The organism is Nocardioides lacusdianchii (assembly GCF_020102855.1).
Classification (GTDB): domain Bacteria; phylum Actinomycetota; class Actinomycetes; order Propionibacteriales; family Nocardioidaceae; genus Nocardioides; species Nocardioides lacusdianchii.
Map to the genome: position 1 here is coordinate 51,892 of NZ_JADHZD010000007.1, position 19,135 is coordinate 71,026.

The 19,135-nt window shown below is 70.6% G+C and carries 23 protein-coding genes; 18 read left to right on the plus strand and 5 right to left on the minus strand.

The window, feature by feature from the left end; all coding sequences use genetic code 11:
* Nucleotides 1-66 precede the first annotated feature (66 nt).
* The 8 genes from atpE to IRX98_RS11755 all read left to right on the plus strand — a co-directional run bounded on the left by atpE (nucleotide 67) and on the right by IRX98_RS11755 (nucleotide 6,661).
* On the plus strand, nucleotides 67-270 hold the full coding sequence (gene atpE, locus IRX98_RS11720) for an ATP synthase F0 subunit C (protein WP_269800883.1): 204 nt from the start codon (nucleotides 67-69) through the stop codon (nucleotides 268-270).
* Between the two features lie 29 nt (nucleotides 271-299).
* The gene (locus IRX98_RS11725; RefSeq protein WP_224276928.1) at nucleotides 300-854 is read left to right on the plus strand and encodes a F0F1 ATP synthase subunit B; all 555 of its coding nucleotides are present in this window, start codon (nucleotides 300-302) and stop codon (nucleotides 852-854) included.
* On the plus strand, nucleotides 854-1,648 hold the full coding sequence (locus IRX98_RS11730) for a F0F1 ATP synthase subunit delta (RefSeq protein ID WP_224276930.1): 795 nt from the start codon (nucleotides 854-856) through the stop codon (nucleotides 1,646-1,648). Before IRX98_RS11725 ends, IRX98_RS11730 begins: the two co-directional genes overlap by 1 nt.
* 50 nt (nucleotides 1,649-1,698) lie before the next feature.
* Nucleotides 1,699-3,339: a F0F1 ATP synthase subunit alpha gene (gene atpA / locus IRX98_RS11735; RefSeq protein ID WP_224276932.1), complete on the plus strand. Its 1,641-nt coding sequence runs from the start codon at nucleotides 1,699-1,701 to the stop codon at nucleotides 3,337-3,339.
* A gap of 4 nt (nucleotides 3,340-3,343) precedes the next feature.
* On the plus strand, nucleotides 3,344-4,261 hold the full coding sequence (locus IRX98_RS11740; protein ID WP_224276934.1) for a F0F1 ATP synthase subunit gamma: 918 nt from the start codon (nucleotides 3,344-3,346) through the stop codon (nucleotides 4,259-4,261).
* 3 nt (nucleotides 4,262-4,264) lie between these two features.
* Nucleotides 4,265-5,722: a F0F1 ATP synthase subunit beta gene (gene atpD / locus IRX98_RS11745; protein WP_224276936.1), complete on the plus strand. Its 1,458-nt coding sequence runs from the start codon at nucleotides 4,265-4,267 to the stop codon at nucleotides 5,720-5,722.
* Nucleotides 5,722-6,126 carry a F0F1 ATP synthase subunit epsilon gene (locus IRX98_RS11750; RefSeq protein ID WP_224276938.1) on the plus strand — a complete coding sequence of 135 codons (405 nt, stop codon included), beginning with the start codon at nucleotides 5,722-5,724 and terminating at the stop codon, nucleotides 6,124-6,126. The genes atpD and IRX98_RS11750 overlap by 1 nt, the downstream gene beginning before the upstream one ends.
* 91 nt (nucleotides 6,127-6,217) lie before the next feature.
* A complete protein-coding gene (locus IRX98_RS11755; RefSeq protein ID WP_224276941.1) occupies nucleotides 6,218-6,661 on the plus strand; it encodes a DUF2550 domain-containing protein in 444 nt (147 codons plus the stop codon).
* Between the two features lie 23 nt (nucleotides 6,662-6,684).
* Here IRX98_RS11755 and IRX98_RS11760 read toward each other — a convergent pair whose 3' ends face one another.
* Nucleotides 6,685-7,656: a LacI family DNA-binding transcriptional regulator gene (locus tag IRX98_RS11760; protein WP_224276942.1), complete on the minus strand. Its 972-nt coding sequence runs from the start codon at nucleotides 7,654-7,656 to the stop codon at nucleotides 6,685-6,687.
* 80 nt (nucleotides 7,657-7,736) lie between these two features.
* On the opposite strand from IRX98_RS11760, the gene IRX98_RS11765 reads away from it, so the two are divergent.
* Nucleotides 7,737-8,909 (plus strand): MFS transporter, encoded by a 1,173-nt coding sequence (locus IRX98_RS11765; RefSeq protein WP_224276943.1) that lies wholly within the window; start codon nucleotides 7,737-7,739, stop codon nucleotides 8,907-8,909.
* Here IRX98_RS11765 and IRX98_RS11770 read toward each other — a convergent pair.
* The gene (locus tag IRX98_RS11770; protein ID WP_224276944.1) at nucleotides 8,906-9,496 is read right to left on the minus strand and encodes a cob(I)yrinic acid a,c-diamide adenosyltransferase; all 591 of its coding nucleotides are present in this window, start codon (nucleotides 9,494-9,496) and stop codon (nucleotides 8,906-8,908) included. The two genes, IRX98_RS11765 and IRX98_RS11770, sit on opposite strands and share 4 nt — an antisense overlap.
* A gap of 129 nt (nucleotides 9,497-9,625) precedes the next feature.
* Between IRX98_RS11770 and IRX98_RS11775 the strand changes: the two genes are divergently transcribed.
* The 6 genes from IRX98_RS11775 (at nucleotide 9,626) to IRX98_RS11800 (ending at nucleotide 14,385) form a co-directional block, all read left to right on the plus strand.
* A complete protein-coding gene (locus IRX98_RS11775; RefSeq protein ID WP_224276945.1) occupies nucleotides 9,626-9,934 on the plus strand; it encodes an STAS domain-containing protein in 309 nt (102 codons plus the stop codon).
* 86 nt (nucleotides 9,935-10,020) lie between these two features.
* Nucleotides 10,021-12,039 (plus strand): ethylmalonyl-CoA mutase, encoded by a 2,019-nt coding sequence (locus tag IRX98_RS11780; RefSeq protein WP_224276946.1) that lies wholly within the window; start codon nucleotides 10,021-10,023, stop codon nucleotides 12,037-12,039.
* Between the two features lie 37 nt (nucleotides 12,040-12,076).
* Nucleotides 12,077-12,307, plus strand: coding sequence for a hypothetical protein (locus IRX98_RS11785; RefSeq protein WP_224276947.1), 231 nt, complete (start codon nucleotides 12,077-12,079; stop codon nucleotides 12,305-12,307).
* A gap of 25 nt (nucleotides 12,308-12,332) precedes the next feature.
* Entirely contained in the window at nucleotides 12,333-12,863 is a 531-nt protein-coding gene (locus IRX98_RS11790) for a ferritin (RefSeq protein WP_224276948.1), read from the plus strand.
* 12 nt (nucleotides 12,864-12,875) lie between these two features.
* Complete coding sequence (locus tag IRX98_RS11795; RefSeq protein ID WP_224276949.1) at nucleotides 12,876-13,781, plus strand: FAD-dependent oxidoreductase; 906 nt, start codon at nucleotides 12,876-12,878, stop codon at nucleotides 13,779-13,781.
* Entirely contained in the window at nucleotides 13,774-14,385 is a 612-nt protein-coding gene (locus IRX98_RS11800) for a histidine phosphatase family protein (protein WP_224276951.1), read from the plus strand. The genes IRX98_RS11795 and IRX98_RS11800 overlap by 8 nt, the downstream gene beginning before the upstream one ends.
* On the opposite strand, the gene IRX98_RS11805 is transcribed toward IRX98_RS11800, so the two are convergent.
* From IRX98_RS11805 to nucS, 3 genes are all read right to left on the minus strand, one after another.
* The gene (locus IRX98_RS11805) at nucleotides 14,378-14,824 is read right to left on the minus strand and encodes a DUF952 domain-containing protein (RefSeq protein ID WP_224276953.1); all 447 of its coding nucleotides are present in this window, start codon (nucleotides 14,822-14,824) and stop codon (nucleotides 14,378-14,380) included. The two genes, IRX98_RS11800 and IRX98_RS11805, sit on opposite strands and share 8 nt — an antisense overlap.
* A 93-nt stretch (nucleotides 14,825-14,917) precedes the next feature.
* Nucleotides 14,918-15,451, minus strand: a complete 534-nt coding sequence (locus IRX98_RS11810; RefSeq protein WP_224276956.1) for a hypothetical protein — start codon at nucleotides 15,449-15,451, stop codon at nucleotides 14,918-14,920.
* 32 nt (nucleotides 15,452-15,483) lie between these two features.
* Nucleotides 15,484-16,206: an endonuclease NucS gene (nucS, locus tag IRX98_RS11815; protein WP_443683627.1), complete on the minus strand. Its 723-nt coding sequence runs from the start codon at nucleotides 16,204-16,206 to the stop codon at nucleotides 15,484-15,486.
* Here nucS and IRX98_RS11820 point away from each other — a divergent pair.
* Genes IRX98_RS11820 through IRX98_RS11830 form a run of 3 tightly spaced genes read left to right on the plus strand, consistent with a single transcriptional unit; the run spans nucleotide 16,195 to nucleotide 19,035 of the window.
* On the plus strand, nucleotides 16,195-16,824 hold the full coding sequence (locus IRX98_RS11820) for a hypothetical protein (protein WP_224276959.1): 630 nt from the start codon (nucleotides 16,195-16,197) through the stop codon (nucleotides 16,822-16,824). The two genes, nucS and IRX98_RS11820, sit on opposite strands and share 12 nt — an antisense overlap.
* Nucleotides 16,821-17,180, plus strand: coding sequence for an MOSC domain-containing protein (locus tag IRX98_RS11825; protein WP_224276961.1), 360 nt, complete (start codon nucleotides 16,821-16,823; stop codon nucleotides 17,178-17,180). The genes IRX98_RS11820 and IRX98_RS11825 overlap by 4 nt, the downstream gene beginning before the upstream one ends.
* A 46-nt stretch (nucleotides 17,181-17,226) precedes the next feature.
* Complete coding sequence (locus tag IRX98_RS11830; protein ID WP_224276963.1) at nucleotides 17,227-19,035, plus strand: 3-hydroxyacyl-CoA dehydrogenase family protein; 1,809 nt, start codon at nucleotides 17,227-17,229, stop codon at nucleotides 19,033-19,035.
* Nucleotides 19,036-19,135: the final 100 nt, after the last annotated feature.

The window sequence follows — 19,135 nt, forward strand, 5'->3', positions numbered from 1 at the left end:
CGCCCCGGGGCCGCCCGAGCAGCTTGACCCCATCTCTCAAGTAGAAACAACCGAAAGGAAACAGCCGTGGACGGCAACCTCAACATGATCGGCTACGGACTCGCGGCCATCGGCCCCGGCGTCGGCATCGGCCTGATCTTCGCGGCCTACATCTCCGGTGTGGCACGTCAGCCGGAGGCCCAGGGCCGCCTGCAGTCGATCGCCATCCTCGGCTTCGCCCTGGCTGAGGCGCTCGCCATCATCGGCATCGCCCTCGCGTTCGTCCTCTGAACCAGTCCGACCCCAGTTAGGACCATCGCATGACGGACCACATCGTGGTGGCGGCCGCGGTCGAGAACCCGTTGGGCTTCGTGCCCGTCGAGTTCGCCCTGTCGCTCGTCACCTTCGGCATCCTGTTCTTCCTCATCTGGAAGTTCGTCGCGCCCCGCTTCGAGCAGACCTTCGCCGAGCGCACGCAGGCGATCGAGGGTGGCATCGCCGCGGCCGAGTCCAAGCAGGCCGAGGCCGACGCCAAGCTCGCCGAGCTCGAGAAGCAGCTCGGCGACGCCCGGCACGAGGCCGCGCGCATCCGTGAGGAGGCGCGTGAGCAGGGTGCCCGGATCGTCGCCGAGATGCGGGAGACGGCCCAGGCCGAGTCCTCGCGCATCGTCGAGCACGGCAAGGCGCAGATCGAGGCCGAGCGCCAGCAGGCGATCACCTCGCTCCGTGCCGAGGTGGGCACGCTCGCGACCGGCCTGGCCGGACGCATCGTCGGCGAGAGCCTGGAGGACGAGGCTCGCCAGAGCCGCGTCGTCGAGCGGTTCCTCACCGACCTCGAGGCGCAGAACGGCACCACCACGGGGAGCGTCAACTGATGATGCGAGGTGCGTCCGCAGACGCCTATGCCGCGGCCGCCGCTGTGCTCCCGAGCACCGGCGACCTGGGCCGGGTGGGCCAGGACCTGTTCGGGACGGCGGACCTGCTCCGCGCCGAGCCGGGCCTGCGCCGCGTCGCCACCGACGTGTCGCTGCGCGGCGAGGCCAAGGCCGACCTGCTGCGCGGTGTGCTCGCCGACAAGGTCTCCCCGGAGGCCCTGACCGTGGTGGCGACCGCCGTCGCGCAGCGGTGGACCTCGGGTCGTGACCTGAGCGACACCCTCGAGCAGCTCGGTGTGGTCGCGACGGTGCGCTCCACCGGCGACCACGCCCACCGCCTCGAGGACGAGGTCTTCGCGGTGGGTCGGCTCGTGCAGGCCAACCCGGAGCTGCGCGACGCGCTCTCCGACCCGGCCCGCAGCCGCGGCGACAAGGCAGCGCTGGTGACGGGGCTGCTCGGTGACAAGGTCCTGCCCGCCACCGTGGCCCTCGTGCAGCAGTCGCTGTCCGGGAGCCACCGCACCGTGGCGGTCGCCCTCGCGGCCTACCAGAAGGTGGCGGCCGAGGTCCGTGGTGAGGGAGTGGCGACCGTACGTGTCGCCCGCCCGCTCGCCGACGCGGACCGTGACCGCCTGGCCGCGGCGCTCGCGCGCTCCTACGGCCGCGACGTGCACCTCAACGTCATCGTCGACCCCGAGGTCATCGGTGGCATCCGCGTCGAGATCGGTGACGACGTCATCGACGGGACGGTGTCCAGCCGTCTCGACGAAGCCGGTCGCCGGCTCGCCGGCTGACGCCCCCAGACATCCAAGACTCCAGCAGACCCAGAGAACAGGTGAATGAAATGACGGAGCTGTCCATCCGTCCGGACGAGATCCGGGACGCGCTTCAGCGCTTCGTGTCGGACTACGAGCCCGACACGGCGGCCAAGGAAGAGGTCGGCACGGTCGCGGAGGCCGCCGACGGCATCGCTCGCGTCAGCGGCCTGCCCTCGGTCATGGCCAACGAGCTGCTCGAGTTCGAGGACGGCACGCTCGGCATCGCGCTGAACCTCGACACCCGCGAGGTCGGTGTCGTGGTCCTGGGTGACTTCGACAAGATCGAGGAGGGCCAGACCGTGCGTCGCACGGGCGAGATCCTCTCGGTCCCCGTCGGCGAGAACTACCTCGGCCGCGTCGTCGACCCGCTCGGCAACCCGATCGACGGCCTCGGCGACATCGCCTCCGACGAGCGCCGCGCGCTGGAGCTCCAGGCTCCCGGCGTGATGGTGCGCAAGTCGGTGCACGAGCCCCTCGCCACCGGCATCAAGGCCATCGACGCCCTGACGCCGATCGGCCGCGGCCAGCGCCAGCTGATCATCGGTGACCGCGCGACCGGCAAGACGACGATCGCGATCGACACGATCATCAACCAGAAGGCCAACTGGGAGTCCGGCGACCCGGACAAGCAGGTCCGCTGCATCTACGTCGCCATCGGCCAGAAGGGCTCGACCATCGCCTCCGTGCGTGGCGCCCTCGAGGAGGCCGGCGCGCTGGAGTACACGACCATCGTGGCCTCCCCGGCGTCCGACTCCGCCGGCTTCAAGTACCTCGCCCCCTACACCGGCTCGGCCATCGGCCAGCACTGGATGTACGCCGGCAAGCACGTCCTCATCGTGTTCGACGACCTGACCAAGCAGGCCGAGGCCTACCGCGCCGTGTCGCTGCTGCTGCGTCGCCCGCCGGGCCGCGAGGCCTACCCCGGTGACGTCTTCTACCTGCACAGCCGGCTGCTCGAGCGCTGCGCCAAGCTGTCCGACGAGATGGGCAAGGGCTCGATGACGGGTCTCCCGATCATCGAGACCAAGGCCAACGACGTCTCGGCGTTCATCCCGACCAACGTCATCTCGATCACCGACGGCCAGATCTTCCTCCAGTCGGACCTGTTCGCGGCCAACCAGCGCCCCGCCATCGACGTGGGTGTCTCGGTCTCGCGCGTGGGTGGCTCGGCGATGACGAAGGCCATGAAGGCCGTCACCGGTTCGCTCAAGGTCGACCTGGCGCAGTTCCGCGCGATGGAGGCGTTCGCGATGTTCGCCTCCGACCTCGACGCGGCCTCGCGCCAGCAGCTCGACCGCGGCCAGCGCCTGATGGCGCTGCTCAAGCAGCCGCAGTACTCGCCGTACCCGGTCGAGGAGATGACCGTCTCGCTGTGGACCGGCACCTCGGGTCGCCTGGACAAGGTGCCCACCGAGGACGTGCTCCGCTTCGAGAACGAGTTCCTCGACTACCTGCGCCGCAGCCACGAGGGCATCCTCGCGGGCATCCGGGAGACCTCGAAGTTCGAGGACTCCACCGAGGACCAGCTCGCACAGGCCTACGACTCCTTCCTCGACCAGTTCGAGACCTCCGACGGCCAGAGCATCAAGGCCGGCAAGGAAGAGCACGTCGCCCTCGAGGACGAGGACGTCGAGCAGGAGCAGATCGTCAAGCAGAAGCGAGGCTGACGCAATGGCTCTCTCGGTACGCGAGTACCGCGCGCGGATCAAGTCGACGGAGTCGATGAAGAAGATCACGCGTGCCATGGAGCTCATCGCCGCGTCCCGCATCATCAAGGCGCAGCAGCGGGCCCAGGCCGCAGCGCCGTACGCCCGTGAGCTCACCCGTGCGGTGTCGGCCGTGGCGACGTTCTCCAACGTCGACCACGCCCTCACCCTCGAGCCGGAGAACCCGAAGAAGGCGGCGATCCTGATCGTCACCTCCGACCGTGGTCTCGCCGGCGCCTACTCCTCGAGCGTGCTCAAGGAGGCCGAGCGGCTCATCGAGAAGCTCAAGGGCGAGGGCAAGGACGTCGACCTCTACACCTCCGGTCGCAAGGCCGAGGCCTACTTCAAGTTCCGTCAGCGCCGCGTGGTGCAGTCGTGGACGGGCTTCTCCGACCAGCCGACGTACGACGTGGCGGCCGAGATCGGCGCCACGCTGATCGCCACCTTCCTCGCCGAGGAGGGCGACGACCTCGCGGACGTCGACGAGGTGCACGTGGTCTACACGCGGTTCCGCTCCATGCTCAGCCAGGAGCCCACCGCCGTACGACTGCTGCCGCTCGAGGTCGTGGAGGGCACGGAGCCGCCCGAGGCGGGCGACCTGCTGCCGCTCTACGAGTTCGAGCCGTCGCCCAGCGACGTGCTCGACTCGTTGCTGCCGCGCTACGTGCAGAGCCGGATCTTCTTCGCCCTGCTGCAGGCGGCCGCCTCCGAGCTGGCTGCCCGTCAGAAGGCGATGAAGTCGGCCACGGACAACGCGGACGAGCTCATCAAGAAGTACAAGCGCATCGCCAACCAGGCTCGCCAGGCTGGCATCACACAGGAAATCAGCGAGATCGTCGGTGGCGTCAACGCGCTTGCCGACGCACAAGCCGGGAGTGAATGAGATATGACTGCCACCATCAACGAGTCCGCCGAGACCACCTCGGCAGGCGGCGTGGGCCGCATCGCCCGCGTCATCGGCCCGGTCGTGGACATCGAGTTCCCGTCCGACGCGATGCCCCCGATCTACAACGCGCTCACGTGCGACTTCGAGCTGAGCGGCGAGACCAAGTCGATCATCCTCGAGGTCGCCCAGCACATCGGTGACGGCATGGTCCGCGCCATCTCCATGAAGCCGACCGACGGCCTCGTGCGCGGCGGCCAGGTCGTCGACACGGGGGCCTCGATCACGGTCCCCGTGGGCGACGCGACGCTCGGCAAGGTGTTCAACACCACCGGCGACGTGCTCAACCTCAAGGAGGGCGAGACCTTCGAGCCCGCCGAGCGCTGGGGCATCCACCGCAAGGCGCCGGCCTTCGACCAGCTGGAGTCCAAGACCCAGATGTTCGAGACCGGCATCAAGGTCATCGACCTGCTCACCCCCTACGTGCAGGGCGGCAAGATCGGCCTGTTCGGTGGTGCCGGTGTCGGCAAGACCGTGCTCATCCAGGAGATGATCGCGCGAGTCGCGAAGGACCACGGCGGTGTGTCGGTGTTCGCCGGTGTCGGCGAGCGCACCCGTGAGGGCAACGACCTCATCGTCGAGATGGAGGAGGCCGGCGTCCTCGGCCAGACCGCCCTCGTCTTCGGCCAGATGGACGAGCCGCCGGGCACGCGTCTGCGCGTGGCCCTGTCGGCTCTGACGATGGCGGAGTACTTCCGCGACGTGCAGAAGCAGGACGTGCTGCTCTTCATCGACAACATCTTCCGCTTCACCCAGGCCGGTTCGGAGGTCTCCACGCTGCTCGGCCGCATGCCGTCCGCCGTGGGCTACCAGCCCAACCTGGCCGACGAGATGGGTCAGCTGCAGGAGCGCATCACCTCGACGCGTGGTCACTCGATCACGTCGCTGCAGGCGATCTACGTCCCCGCCGACGACTACACCGACCCGGCCCCGGCCACGACGTTCGCCCACCTGGACGCCACGACCGAGCTGTCGCGCGAGATCGCCTCGCTCGGCATCTACCCGGCGGTGGACCCGCTGACGTCGACCTCGCGCATCCTGGACCCGCAGTACATCGGTGACGACCACTACCGCTGCGCGGTGCGGGTCAAGCAGATCCTGCAGCGCAACAAGGAGCTCCAGGACATCATCGCGATCCTCGGTGTCGACGAGCTCTCCGAGGAGGACCGGGTCATCGTGTCGCGGGCGCGCCGCATCCAGCGCTTCCTGTCGCAGAACACCTACGTCGCCAAGCAGTTCACCGGCATCGAGGGTTCGACCGTCCCGGTGGCCGACACCATCGAGGCGTTCAACAAGATCGCCGACGGCGAGTACGACCACGTGGCCGAGCAGGCCTTCTTCATGTGCGGCGGTCTGGACGACGTCGAGCAGAAGTGGGCCGAGATCCAGAAGAGCCTCTGATGGCCGACGCAGGCGACAGCGTCCTGCAGGTCGAGCTGGTCGCTGCCGACCGGCTCGTCTGGTCGGGCCAGGCCACCATGGTCATCGCCCGCACCACCGAGGGCGACGTCGGCATCCTCCCGAACCACGCACCGCTGCTGTCCTCGATCATCGAGGGCGTCGTGGACGTGCAGACCGTGGAGGGTGAGACCTGGGTCGCGGCCGTCGACGCCGGCTTCCTGTCGGTGGCCGACAACCGCGTGTCGATCCTGTCGGAGCGTGCCGAGATGTCGCACGAGATCGACCTGGAGAAGGCGCGTCAGGACCTCGAGCGGGCCAAGAGCTCGGGCGAGGACGATGACGCCGCGCAGGAGGCCGTACGCCGCGCCGAGGCACGGATCCGTGCCGCGGAGCGGGCCTCCTGACGGAGTCCTCCCGCACGACCGCTAGGGTGAGCGCACGAACCGCAGGGTTCGTGCGCTCACCTGTTTCCAGGGGCGTTGGTGGGAGGTGTGGATGCCGGTCTGGGAGTGGGTTCTCGACCTCGTCGGGCTCGTCCTTCTCCTTGCGCTGCTCTACGGCATCTCACTGATCGTGCGGCGGCGCCTCCTCGCGCGCCACGGTGGCACCTTCGAGCTCAGCTACCGGGTCCGCACCGAGCGGCCCGGTCGCGGCTGGTTGCTCGGCATCGGGCGCTACTCCGGCCAGTCGCTGGAGTGGTTCCGGATCTTCTCGCTCTCGCCCCGCCCCAAGCGGGTCTGGGCCCGCGACCTCCTGGACTACTCCGGACGGCGCTCCCCGGAGGGGCCGGAGGAGGTGTCGCTCTACGACGGCCACGTGGTGGCGTCGTGCCACTACGACGGCGAGCCGCTGGAGATCGCCATGAGCGAGGCCTCGCTCACCGGCTTCCAGTCGTGGCTGGAGTCCGGGCCGCCCGGCACCGACTGGAACCGTCGCTGACCTGACCCTGTGGTCGTCCGGGCTCAGGCAGGTCCGGTCGACTCGCCGACCCGCAGCTCGACCGGGAGCACCACGTCCGTGACGCCGGCTCCCGCGATGCGTCCCAGCACCGCCTCGGCCGTCGCGCGTCCCTTGTCGGCCAACGGCTGTACGACGGTGGTCAGCTCGAGGTCGAGCCAGGGGGTGGCGACGCCGTCGAAGCCGGCGACGCTCAGGTCCTCCGGCACCCGGATGCCGCGTCGTCGCGCCTCGAGGACCACGCCGGCGGCCTGCACGTCGCTCTGGCACACGATCGCGGACACCGGACCACGGTCGCCGAGGTGGCGGGCCACGAGTGACTGGGCAGCGGCGACGTCGCTCTCGCACGCCCCGAGGACCCGGGCGTCCGGGAAGACGTCGCGCAGCCCGGCCTCGCGCTCGCGCTGGGGGTGGGAGGCCACCAGTGTCACCGCGGCCACGTCGCGGTGGCCGAGGGCGTGCAGGTGCTCCGCGAGCGCGGCCGAGCCGGCGCGGTGCTCGATGTCGATGTAGGTCGAGCCGGGCCACTCGGGTCCCTCGACCACGACCAGTGGCACGTCGCGAGCCACCAGGTCGTCGTACGCCGCCCACGTCTCGCGCCCGCAGATGTCGTAGATGACCGCGTCGAGGGGGAGTCGTGCGTGCTCGTCGTCGTCGCTCATCAGGAGCAGGCCGAGCCCGGCCGCGCCGAGGACCTCCGACACCGCGTCGAGCATCGCGAGGGCGGCCGGGTCGCGGAAGGCCGTGCTCAGCTGCCCGACCGCGATGCCGACGACCCCGCTGCGGCCCTGGCGCAGGTTGCGGGCCAGGGGGTTCGGCCCGGAGTAGCCCAGCTCGGTGGCCGCCGCGAGCACCCGCTCGCGCGTCGCTGCCGACACCGGCTTGTTGCCCGAGAAGGCGAGGGACGCCGTGGAGAGCGACACCCCGGCGGAGGCGGCGACGTCGGCCAGGGTGGGGGCGCGGGTTGGACCGGACACGGGGGAGAGGCTAGCATCGAATCGATTCGATCGAAACGATTCGCCGGGTGCCGCCAGCGCCCGCGTGCCGAGGAGTGCCCGTGCCCACCCTGACCGCTGCCCGCAACGCCGTCGGCCTGACCTTCTTCCTCAACGGGCTGGTCTTCGCCAGCTGGGTCTCCCGGATCCCCGAGGTGCGGTCGAGCTTCGAGCTGACCAACGGCCAGCTCGGCCTGGTGCTGCTCTCGATCGCCATGGGCTCCCTGCTGGCGCTGCCCACGACCGGCGCGGTCATCACCCGCTGGGGGACCGTCCAGGTCGTGCGGGTGGGAGCCGCGGCGGCGACGGTCGGCATGCTGGCGGCCGCGCTCGGGCTGGGCAACCTGCTCTGGGTGACCGTGGCCGGTCTCTTCGTCTACGGCCTCGGGATCGGCGTGTGGGACGTGGCGATGAACGTCGAGGGCGCCGAGGTCGAGCGCGGCCTGCGCCGCACGATCATGCCGCGCTTCCACGCCGGCTTCAGTGGCGGCACGGTGGTCGGCGCGCTCCTGGGCGTGCTGCTCATCGAGCTCGGCGTGCCGGCCGTGGCACACCTCGTCGGCATCGTGCTCCTGTCCGTCGTGCTCGTCTGGCGTTCCTCGCCGGCCTTCCTGCCGGTGGTCGAGACACCCGAGGAGCACCGGACCTCCGCGGCCCGCGCCTGGCTGGAGCCGCGCACGCTGCTCATCGGCGTGATGGTGCTCGCGCTCGCGATGACCGAGGGCACCGCCAACGACTGGCTCGCGGTCGCGCTCGTCGACGGGCACGACGTGTCGCACTCGGTGGGCGTCGGCGGCTTCGCGGTCTTCGTGCTCGCCATGACGATCGGTCGCATCGCCGGCACCGGGCTCATCGACCGCTTCGGCCGGGTCACCGTGCTGTGGAGCACCATGGCGCTGGCCGGTGCCGGCGTGCTGCTCATCGTGCTCGCCGAGCAGCCCGCCCTGGTGGTGACCGGCATCGTGCTCTGGGGCGTGGGCGCCTCGCTCGGCTTCCCGGTCGGCATGAGCGCCGCCGCCGACGACCCGCGCAGCGCCGCCGCGCGCGTCAGCGTGGTGTCGACGATCGGCTACGCCGCCTTCCTCGCCGGTCCGCCCCTGCTGGGCTTCGTCGGTGACGAGGTCGGCACCCTCAAGGCCCTGCTGGTGGTCGCCGTCCTGCTGATGCCGGCGGCGCTGGTGGTCCCCGCTGCGCGCGAGGGTCGCGACGACCGCGAGACCAGCCCGGTCGGCTAGCTCGAGCGCTCCCCGCCCGGCACCCACAGCACGTCGCCGTTCTCGCGGTTGGCGTGGCGGGCGAGGATGAACAGCAGGTCCGAGAGCCGGTTCAGGTAGGTGATCGACAGCAGGTTCATGGTCTCCTCGTGCTCCGCCCAGGCCGCCCAGCCGGCCCGCTCCGCACGGCGTACGACGGTGCGCGCCACGTGCAGGTGGGCAGCCGCCGTGGTGCCGCCGTTGAGGATGAAGGAGCGCAGCGCTGGCAGCGACTCGTTGTAGTGGTCGCACCACTGCTCGAGGCGGTCGACGTAGTCCTGCTCGATGCGCAGCGGGGGGTACTCCGGGTCGGGCACCACGGGGGTGCAGAGGTCGGCGCCGACGTCGAAGAGGTCGTTCTGCACGTGGGTGAGCACCTCGACGACGTCCTCGTCGAGGCTCCCGTCGAGCGAGGCGTGGGCCAGGGCGACGCCGATGTGGGCGTTGCCCTCGTCCACGCAGGCGTACGCCTCGAGGCGCAGGTCGGTCTTCGAGGTCTCGCTCATGTCGCCGAGCCGGGTGCGCCCGGCGTCGCCGGTGCGGGTGTAGATGCGCGTCAGGTTGACCATGTCGGGAGCCTACTGGTGGGGACTCGCCGGAAAAGGTGAGGCGCGGGTGCAACCGCGCAGGGTAGAACAGCGTCATAGGAGTGACACTGGTCACGCAGCGGCGTCGGGGGACGTCGGGAGGAGCACCCCATGGAGATCACCTGGGACGGGTCCACGCTGGTGCTGCACGGGGCCTTCGACGTCCGCAGCACCGGTGAGGTGCGCAACGCGATCTACGCCTGCCTCGAGTCGGGCGACTACGACGTCGTCGTCGACATGAGCGACGTGTCCACCATCGACGCCACCGCACTCCGGCTCCTCGCCGTCGCCACCCGCCACGCCTGGCTCTCCGGGCACCACCTGACGGTCCGCAACCCCGGGCCGGCGGTGCGGCGGATGGCCCACCTGACCCGGCTGGCGCACGCCATCGAGGTCGAGCGCGTCGCTGCGACCGCCTGAGACGGCTCCGGGCCGGGTCGGGTCTGAGGCATCCGTCACACGCCCAACCGGTGACTGACGGGTAACCGGAGTCCTAACCTGACGCCATGACCGAATCGGAGCGTCCGACCAAGGACCGGCCCTGGGTGATGCGCACGTACGCCGGCCACTCCACCGCCGAGGCGTCCAACGCGCTCTACCGCACCAACCTGGCCAAGGGCCAGACCGGGCTCAGCGTGGCGTTCGACCTGCCCACGCAGACCGGCTACGACCCGGACAGCCCGCTGAGCCGCGGCGAGGTCGGCAAGGTCGGCGTACCCGTCCCGCACCTGGGCGAGATGCGCAAGCTGTTCGCCGACATCCCCCTGACCGAGATGAACACCTCGATGACCATCAACGCGGTCGCGATGTGGATGCTCGCTCTCTACCAGGTGGTCGCCGAGGAGCAGGCTGGAGCCGTCCCGGGGGGCGACGTCTCGCCCGAGGAGGTCGCCGCGCAGCTCGCCGGCACCACCCAGAACGACATCATCAAGGAGTACCTCTCCCGCGGGACCTACGCGTTCCCGCCCGAGGCCTCGATGCGGCTCATCGCCGACATGATCGCCTACACGGTGCACCAGATCCCGAAGTGGAACCCGATCAACATCTGCAGCTACCACCTCCAGGAGGCCGGGGCGACGCCGACGCAGGAGCTCGCCTACGCGCTGAGCACGGCCATCGCCGTCCTCGACCAGGTCAAGGCCGCCGGGCAGGTGTCGGAGGAGGACTTCGAGAAGGTCGTCGGCCGGATCTCGTTCTTCGTCAACGCGGGCGTGCGGTTCGTGGAGGAGACCTGCAAGATGCGGGCCTTCGTGCAGCTCTGGGACGAGATCACCCGCGACCGCTACGGCGTGCAGGACCCGAAGATGCGTCGCTTCCGCTACGGCGTGCAGGTCAACTCCCTCGGCCTCACGGAGGCGCAGCCGGAGAACAACGTCCAGCGCATCGTGCTGGAGATGCTCGGTGTGACGCTGTCCAAGGACGCCCGTGCCCGCGCCTTGCAGCTGCCGGCCTGGAACGAGGCGCTGGGCCTGCCGCGGCCCTGGGACCAGCAGTGGTCGCTGCGGCTGCAGCAGGTGCTCGCCTTCGAGTCCGACCTGCTGGAGTACGACGACATCTTCGACGGCTCGCACGTCATCGAGGCCAAGGTCGCCGAGCTGGTCGAGGGCGCGCGGGCCGAGATCGACCGGGTGCAGGAGATGGGCGGGGCGATCGCCGCCGTCGACTACATGAAGTCCGAGCTGGTGTCCTCCCACGCCGCGCGTCGGGCCCGCATCGAGTCCGGCGAGGAGATCATCGTCGGCGTCAACAAGTTCGAGTCGACCGAGCCGTCGCCGCTGACGGCGGACCTCGACGCCGCGATCATGGCCGCCGACCCGGAGGCCGAGCGGACCGCGCGCGCGAGCGTCGAGGCGTGGAAGCAGCAGCGCGACGAGTCCGAGGTCGCCGAGGCACTGGAGGCCCTGGCCGCGGCGGCGCGGACCGATGCCAACCTGATGGCCCCGACGCTGGTCGCGGCGCGCGCCGGCGCGACGACGGGGGAGTGGGCCGCCACCCTGCGCGAGGTGTTCGGCGAGTACCGCGGCCCGACGGGCGTCTCCGGCGCCGTGGTGGCCGAGGCCGGAGCCGACCTCCTCGCGGTGCGCGAACGGGTCCGGGCCACCGGCGAGGAGCTGGGCGGCCGGTTGCGCCTCCTGGTCGGCAAGCCGGGGCTCGACGGTCACTCCAACGGCGCCGAGCAGGTCGCCGTACGTGCCCGCGACGCCGGGTTCGAGGTCATCTACCAGGGCATCCGGCTCACGCCGCAGCAGATCGTGGCCGCTGCCGTGGCCGAGGACGTGCACTGCATCGGGCTGTCGATCCTGTCCGGCTCGCACATGGAGCTGGTGCCCGACGTCCTCGACGGCCTCGCCGAGGCCGGCCTGGGCGACCTGCCGGTCATCGTCGGCGGGATCATCCCCGACGGCGACGGCCGACGGCTGCGCGAGCTCGGGGTCGCTGCCGTCTACACGCCGAAGGACTACGGGCTCACCGAGATCATGGGCGGCATCGTCGACGTGATCCGGGCGGCGAACGACCTGGACTGAGGTAAGGCTGCCCTAAGAATTCTGCTATCGTCGCGGTGTGGGCAAGAAGAGCAAGGGCGGGACCAAGAAGTCCGGCGCGTCGACCGGCAAGGTCGCCAAGCTGCCCAAGAAGAAGTGCTGCGTCTCCCGCACCAAGTGCGGCCGCTGCCCCTTGAGAATGCTCAAGGAAGGCACGCTGCCCGACGGCTACACGGTCCACAAGCGCAAGCTCGTGAAGACCAAGAAGCTGCAGCAGGACAAGGACAAGAAGAAGACCCTCGCGGCCTGAGGGCCCCACCGACCAGGAGGCCGCCGTGCCCGCCCCCCGCTTCGTCGAGCAGCTCAACGCCCAGATCGGCAACGAGCTGTCCGCGCACAACCAGTACCTCGCCTGCGCGATCTACTACGACGCGCTGACCATGCCCCGCATGGCGGCCTTCTTCTACGACCAGGCGCTCGAGGAGCGCAGCCACGCGATGATGATGGTCCAGTACCTCCTCGACACCGACGCCGAGGTCACCATCCCCGCGGTCGGCGCGCCCACCTCGCTGTTCGCCGACCTCGTCGCGCCCGTCGAGCTGGCCCTGGCGCAGGAGCGGACCGTCACCGACCAGATCAACGGCCTGCTGCGCATCGCGCGCGAGGAGAGCGACTTTGCCTCCGAGCAGTTCATGCAGTGGTTCATCAAGGAGCAGGTCGAGGAGGTCGCGACCATGAGCGACCTGCTCGCGGTGGTGCGGCGCAACCACGACGACATCGAGGACATCGAGGAGTACGTCGCCCGCGAGCACGGTGCGGAGGGCGAGGACGCCACCGCGCCGCGCCAGGCCGGCGCCGGAGGCTGACACACTGAGCCCATGGGGCGTGTGATCGTCGTCGGGGCCGGTGTCGTCGGGTTGACCTGCGCGGTGCGGCTGCTGGAGGCCGGCCACCGCGTCGACGTGGTGGCGCGCGACCTGCCCCTGGAGACGACGTCCGCGGTCGCCGCCGCGCTCTGGTACCCCTACCGAGCGCTGCCGCAGGACCGGGTCACCGCCTGGGCCGCGACGTCGTACGCCGTGTTCGCCGACCTCGCCCGCGACGAGCGCACGGGCGTGCGGATGCTCACCGGGACCGAGGTGCTGCGCGCCCCGCAGCCGGACCCGTGGTGGCGTGCGGCCGTGCCGTCGCTGGACCGCGAGACCGCCCTGCCACCCGGCTACGCCGACGGCTGGACCTTCGTGAGCCCGGTCGTGGACATGCCGGTCCACCTCCGCTGGCTCACGGCCCGCATCGAGGAGCTCGGCGGCACGCTGACCCGGATGAACCTGTCCGCGCTGCCGTCCGAGGGCGCGCTCGTGGTTGACGCGACCGGGCTGGGCGCCCGGCACTTCGGCGCTGATACCGGCGTAACGCCCGTGCGGGGGCAGGTGGTCGTCCTCGAGCAGGTCGGCCTCGAGCGCTGGACGCTCGACGCGGACGGACCGACCTACGTGGTCCCGCGGTCGCGCGAGATCGTCGTCGGCGGCACGGCCGAGGAGGGGGAGTGGAGCCGCACCCCGGACCCGGCGACGGCCGAGGCTGTCCTGCACCGGGCGACCGCGCTCGTGCCGGAGCTGGAGGGCGCGCGGGTCCTGCGGCACAAGGTCGGACTGCGTCCGGTCCGCCCCGTGGTCCGGCTCGAGCGGGTCGGCGACGTCATCCACACCTACGGCCACGGGGGTGCGGGCGTGACCCTGTCGTGGGGCTGCGCCGCCGACGTGGTGGGGTTGGCCGGTGAGTGACCTCCAGTGCGCCGCCCGGGTGTTCGTGGCCCGGCACGGCGAGGCCGTCTACGAGAGCGAGCTGCTGAGCGACGCCGGGGGCTGGCTGAGCCCGTCGGGGCGCGACCAGGCACGGGCGCTCGGCGAGCGGCTGGCGCCCGAACGCATCTCCCGCGTGTGGACCAGCGACATGGCCCGCGCCGTGCAGACCGGCGAGATCGTGGCGGCCGCGCTCGGCACCGACGTCGTCGTACGCAAGGGGCTGCGCGAGTTCGGCGTCGGCGACGCCGCCGGCACGACCGGCGACCCCGACCCCTTCGCCGAGACCTTCGCGGCCTGGCTCGACGGTGACCTCGCCGCGCGGATCCCCGGTGGGGAGAGCGGCGAGGACGTGGTCGAGCGCTACACCGCGGTGCTGGACGAGATCGCCGACGCGCACCGCGGTGAGTCGGTGCTGGTCGTCAGCCACGGCGGGGTGATGTGCATGGCCCTCTCCGCCGTCGCGCGCAACCTGGCGCTGACCCACTCCCGTGACCTGCCGATGCCCAACTGCGGCGTCGTGGCCCTCGAGGGTGACGCGGACGGCTGGGTGGCCCGGTCGTGGGCCGACCGCCCGGTCAGCTGAGCACCAGCACGACCACGGTCACGAGCGCCATGACGGCGAGGGCGATGCCCATCCGCACGACCATGCCACTGATCCACATCGACATCAGCGTCTCGGTGCCGCCCCGGCGGTCGAGGGGGGCCACGTCGACGACGGCAGTGCGGTTGATCGGGCCGTAGACGTGGGGGTAGGTGTCGTCGCCGACCTCCTCGACGCGCACCTCGGCGCCGGTGAGCCGTGACGGGTCGATGGTCAGCAGGACCAGGTGCTCGCCGAGGCCGCGGTAGTAGCGGTCGAAGACGCCCTGCACCTGCTCGCGCCTCGACGCGTGGATGAAGCCCTCCTCCGCGAGCGTGCGCCCGACGGTGGAGGTCGAGTAGGTGCCGGTCTCCAGGGTGCGGCGCCAGTCCGCGTCGGTGGCGATGTGGAAGATGCGGTCGGGGGTCGACGAAGTAACCACCGTGCGAGGGTAGCGACCTGACTTCGCCTTCGCTCCGACGCGGTGACCGCCTCGGGATCCGACGGTGAGGTGCGGCGGTGCGGGGGAGGCGCGCTACTCGACCTGGCTGTGAGTCCTCCAGAAGTCTTCGACTGCCTGAGCAACCCGATGGGCCACCGCGACGAGTCGGTCGCCATCCCACTGTCCCTCGGAGCGGACGTCTTCGGCGTCCTCGTCCTCGACCCTGGCCATCGCCCGCTCCAGGGCGGAACCCTCCTCGCTGGTCACCGTCGCCGACACCTCGGCCATTCCGTCACGGGACGGCTCGATCTGCAGGCGCAGCAGCGCACTCCAGAGCAAGGGCAGTGGCTCGTCGAGGACCGTGATCCCGTCCAGGGGCGAGAGGTCGAGGGGCGTGCGGTGCGGTGTCAGCCCGGGTGCTGGCGATCGTGTCATGTCGGTCCTTCGCGTCGAGATGGCTTCTGTTCGGACCGTGGCACCAGCCACCGACACTGGTGGAAGCGACAAGGTGAGGGCGCGATACGCAGGCGCATGAACTTCCACGCGCACGAGCGGAAGTTCATCCGGTTCTACGCTCAGGGCGGCGCTTTCAGGCCTGAAGTTCCACCTGTGCGGGTGGAAGTTCATCTGGGGGCAGCGGCTGTGGAGAGTGCTGGCGCTCAGAAGAGCCGGTGCTCCCCGTCGTCCATCCCGCGCAGCGCGTCGTAGTCGACGAGGGCGCAGGCGATGCCGCGGTCGGTGGCCAGCACCCGGGCCTGGGGCTTGATCTCCTGGGCGGCGAAGATGCCGCGCACCGCGCCCTTGCGCGTCAGCGCGGGGTCGCGGTTGAGCAGGTCGAGGTAGCGGGTGAGCTGCTCGACGCCGTCGATGTCGCCGCGCCGCTTGATCTCCACCGCGACCGACAGCCCGTCGGCGTCGCGGCACATCAGGTCGACGGGACCGATGGCTGTCATGAACTCCCGGCGCACCAGCGTCAGTCCCGCGGCCAGGCTCGCCGGGTGCTCGGCGAGCAGCTCCTGGAGGTGCTTCTCGACGCCGTCCTTCTGCAGGCCGGGGTCGATGCCGAGGTCGTGGGAGGTGTCGTGGAGGACCTCGTCGATGAGGATGCGCAGGGTGTCGTCGGACTTGGTGGCGCTCACCAGCCACTCGGCGCGACCGTCCTCGGAGACGCCCTCGCGGACCGTGCACGGCGGCGACATCCAGTTGAGCGGCTTGTAGGACCCGCCGTCGGAGTGGATCAGCACCGACCCGTCCGACTTGAGCATCAGGACACGGGTGGCGAGGGGCAGGTGGGCCGAGAGCCGTCCTGCGTAGTCCACCTGGCAGCGCGCGACGACGATCCTCACGACGGGCGAATCTACAGTGGCCCCGTGACCGACCACGCAGTACGTCCCGCGCGGCAGCGCGACCTCGCGCACCTCGGCATCGAGGACGCCTCCCACGGGCCCGGGTTCGTCGTGGTGGCGGGCGATCCCGCCCTCGGCCATGCCCGGGTCGACCTCCTCGACGGGCACGCCCACCTCGCCCGCCTCGCGCCCGGCGTCGACCTCGACGGCAGCACCGCGCGTGCGCTCGTCGAGGCGGCCTGCGAGCGACTCGCCGCCAAAGGCCACGGCCAGCTGACGGCCCTGCCCTTCGCCGGCCCCGAGGCAGCGACGTACGCCGACCTCGGCTTCGCCGAGATCCCGTCGGAGGAGCCGCTGCCGGGGCCGCTGTCCGCGATGCGCGAGGAGCCCGGCCACGTGCTCGTGCGCCGCGTCCTGCGCTCGCACCGCACCGCCGCGGACCTCACCGACTTCCTCCCGGTCCTCGACGCCGCACCGCGCGAGGTCGGCACGCTCCGCGCCGTCATCCGCCGCCCGGCGCCGGGGAGCGCGAGGTGCTCGAGGTCGGCCACCTCGACCTCGCGGAGGGGCTCGTGGGGGACACGTGGGCCGAGCGCGGCAGCCGGCGTACGCCGGACGGGTCGGCGCACCCCGACATGCAGCTCAACATCATGAGCCACCGGCTCGTGGAGTTCCTGGCCCAGGACCCCGACCGAGAGGCGCTCGCGGGCGACCAGATGTTCCTCGACCTCGACCTCTCGCACGACCACCTGCCGGCGTGGAGCGAGCTGCACATCGGCGGCCCCGATGGCGCCGTGATCGTGGTGACCGACCAGCCGCACAACGGCTGCGGCAAGTTCATCGCCCGCTTCGGCAAGGACGCGATGGGCTTCGTCAACGGCCCCGAGGGCAAGCCGCGGCGCCTGCGTGGGCTGTGCGCCAAGGTGGTGCGCCCCGGACCCGTCCGACCGGGCGACGAGGTGGTCGTCGTACGCCCCTCGACCCCCGTGGGGGAACCCTCCGGGAAGTGACGGTTCCCACACCCACGGGGGATCGCCCGCGTGGGAGCATGCGTCCATGAGCGACGAAACTACCCGCGAGTTCAGCACCGTCGGCGTGATCGGCCTCGGCACGATGGGCGCCGGCATCGCCGAGGTCTTCGCCCGCAACGGCTTCACCGTCATCGGCGTCGAGCAGAACGACGCGGGCGTCCAGCGCGGTCGCGAGCACCTCGAGCACTCGACGGGCCGCGCGGTGAAGCGCGAGAAGATGACGACGGAGCAGCAGGCTGAGCTGCTCGGCCGGATCACCCTCACCACCGAGATGGCCGACCTGGCCGTCGCCGACCTCGTCGTCGAGGCCGTGGTGGAGTCGCTCGAGGTGAAGAAGTCGATCTTCCGCGCGCTGGACGACATCGTGCGCCCGGACGCGGTGCTCGCGACCAACACCTCCTCGCTCAGCGTCACCGAGATCTCCACCGCCAACGCCATGCCCGGCCGCGTGGTGGGCGTCCACTTCTTCAACCCCGCGCCCGTGCAGAACCTCGTCGAGATCATCAGCACGGTGGTCACCGAGCCCGACGTCCTCGCCGACGTGCAGGGCCTGCTGCGCAGCCTGGGCAAGAACCCGGTGGTCTGCGGCGACAAGGCCGGCTTCATCGCCAACACGCTCCTCTTCGGCTACCTCAACCACGCCGTCGCGATGTACGAGGGCAAGTACGCCTCGCGCGAGGACATCGACGCGGCCATGCGCTTCGGCTGCGGCTACCCGATGGGCCCGCTGGCGCTGCTCGACCTGATCGGCCTCGACACCGCCTACGAGATCCTCGACACGATGTACAAGCAGGGCCGCGACCGCCTCCACGCGCCCGCGCCGATCCTCAAGCAGTACGTCACCGCCGGCCTGCTCGGTCGCAAGTCGGGCCGCGGCTTCTACACCTACGAGGCGCCCGACTCCCCGATCGTGGTCGCCGACGCCCAGACCCCGAGCGCCGACGACAAGCCGCAGCTGCGGCACAGCATCAAGCTGGTCGGTGTCGTCGGCACCGGCACGATGGCCTCCGGCATCGTCGAGGTCTTCGCCAAGGCGGGCTACGACGTGGTCTTCACCGGCCGTGGCCAGGACAAGGTCGACGGCGTGCTGGCCACCATCACCAAGAATTTCGACAAGCAGATCCAGCGCGGCCGCGCGACCGAGGAGCAGAAGTCCGAGGTGCTGGGCCGGGTGCGTGGCACCACGTCGCTCGACGACCTCAAGGACGTCGACATCGTGGTCGAGGCGATCGCGGAGGACCTCGCCATCAAGACCACGCTCTTCGAGAACCTCGACGAGATCTGCACGGGTGGTCGAGGAGGGGCGGGCGCGATCCTGGCCACCACGACGTCGTCGCTGCCGATCATCTCGATGGCCAAGGTGACCAAGCGTCCCCAGGACGTCATCGGCATGCACTTCTTCAACCCCGCGGCGATCATGAAGCTCGTCGAGGTCGTCTCCACCGTCGCCACCGACGAGGCCGTGACCGAGACCGTGCTCGCGCTGTGCGAGCGCGTCGGGAAGGTGGCCGTGAAGTGCGGCGACCGATCCGGCTTCATCGTCAACGCGCTGCTGTTCCCCTACCTCAACGACGCGGTCAAGATGCTCGAGGCGCACTACGCCACCGCCGATGACATCGACACCGCGATGAAGCAGGGCTGTGCCCTGCCGATGGGTCCCTTCGAGCTCCTCGACGTGGTCGGCAACGACGTGTCGCTGGCGATCCAGAAGGAGCTCTACCTTGAGTTCCGCGAGCCCGGCTTCTCCCCGGCGCCGCTGCTCGAGCACCTGGTGACCGCGGGCTACCTCGGCCGCAAGACCGGCCGGGGGTTCCGGGACTACAGCGCCCGCTGAGCGTCGTACGCCTCTCCGCCGCACCCGCGGAGTCTCGCCCCTGCGTCATACGAACCTGCACTCATGCGTGCGGATTCGGATGACGCAGCGCCGTCGGCCG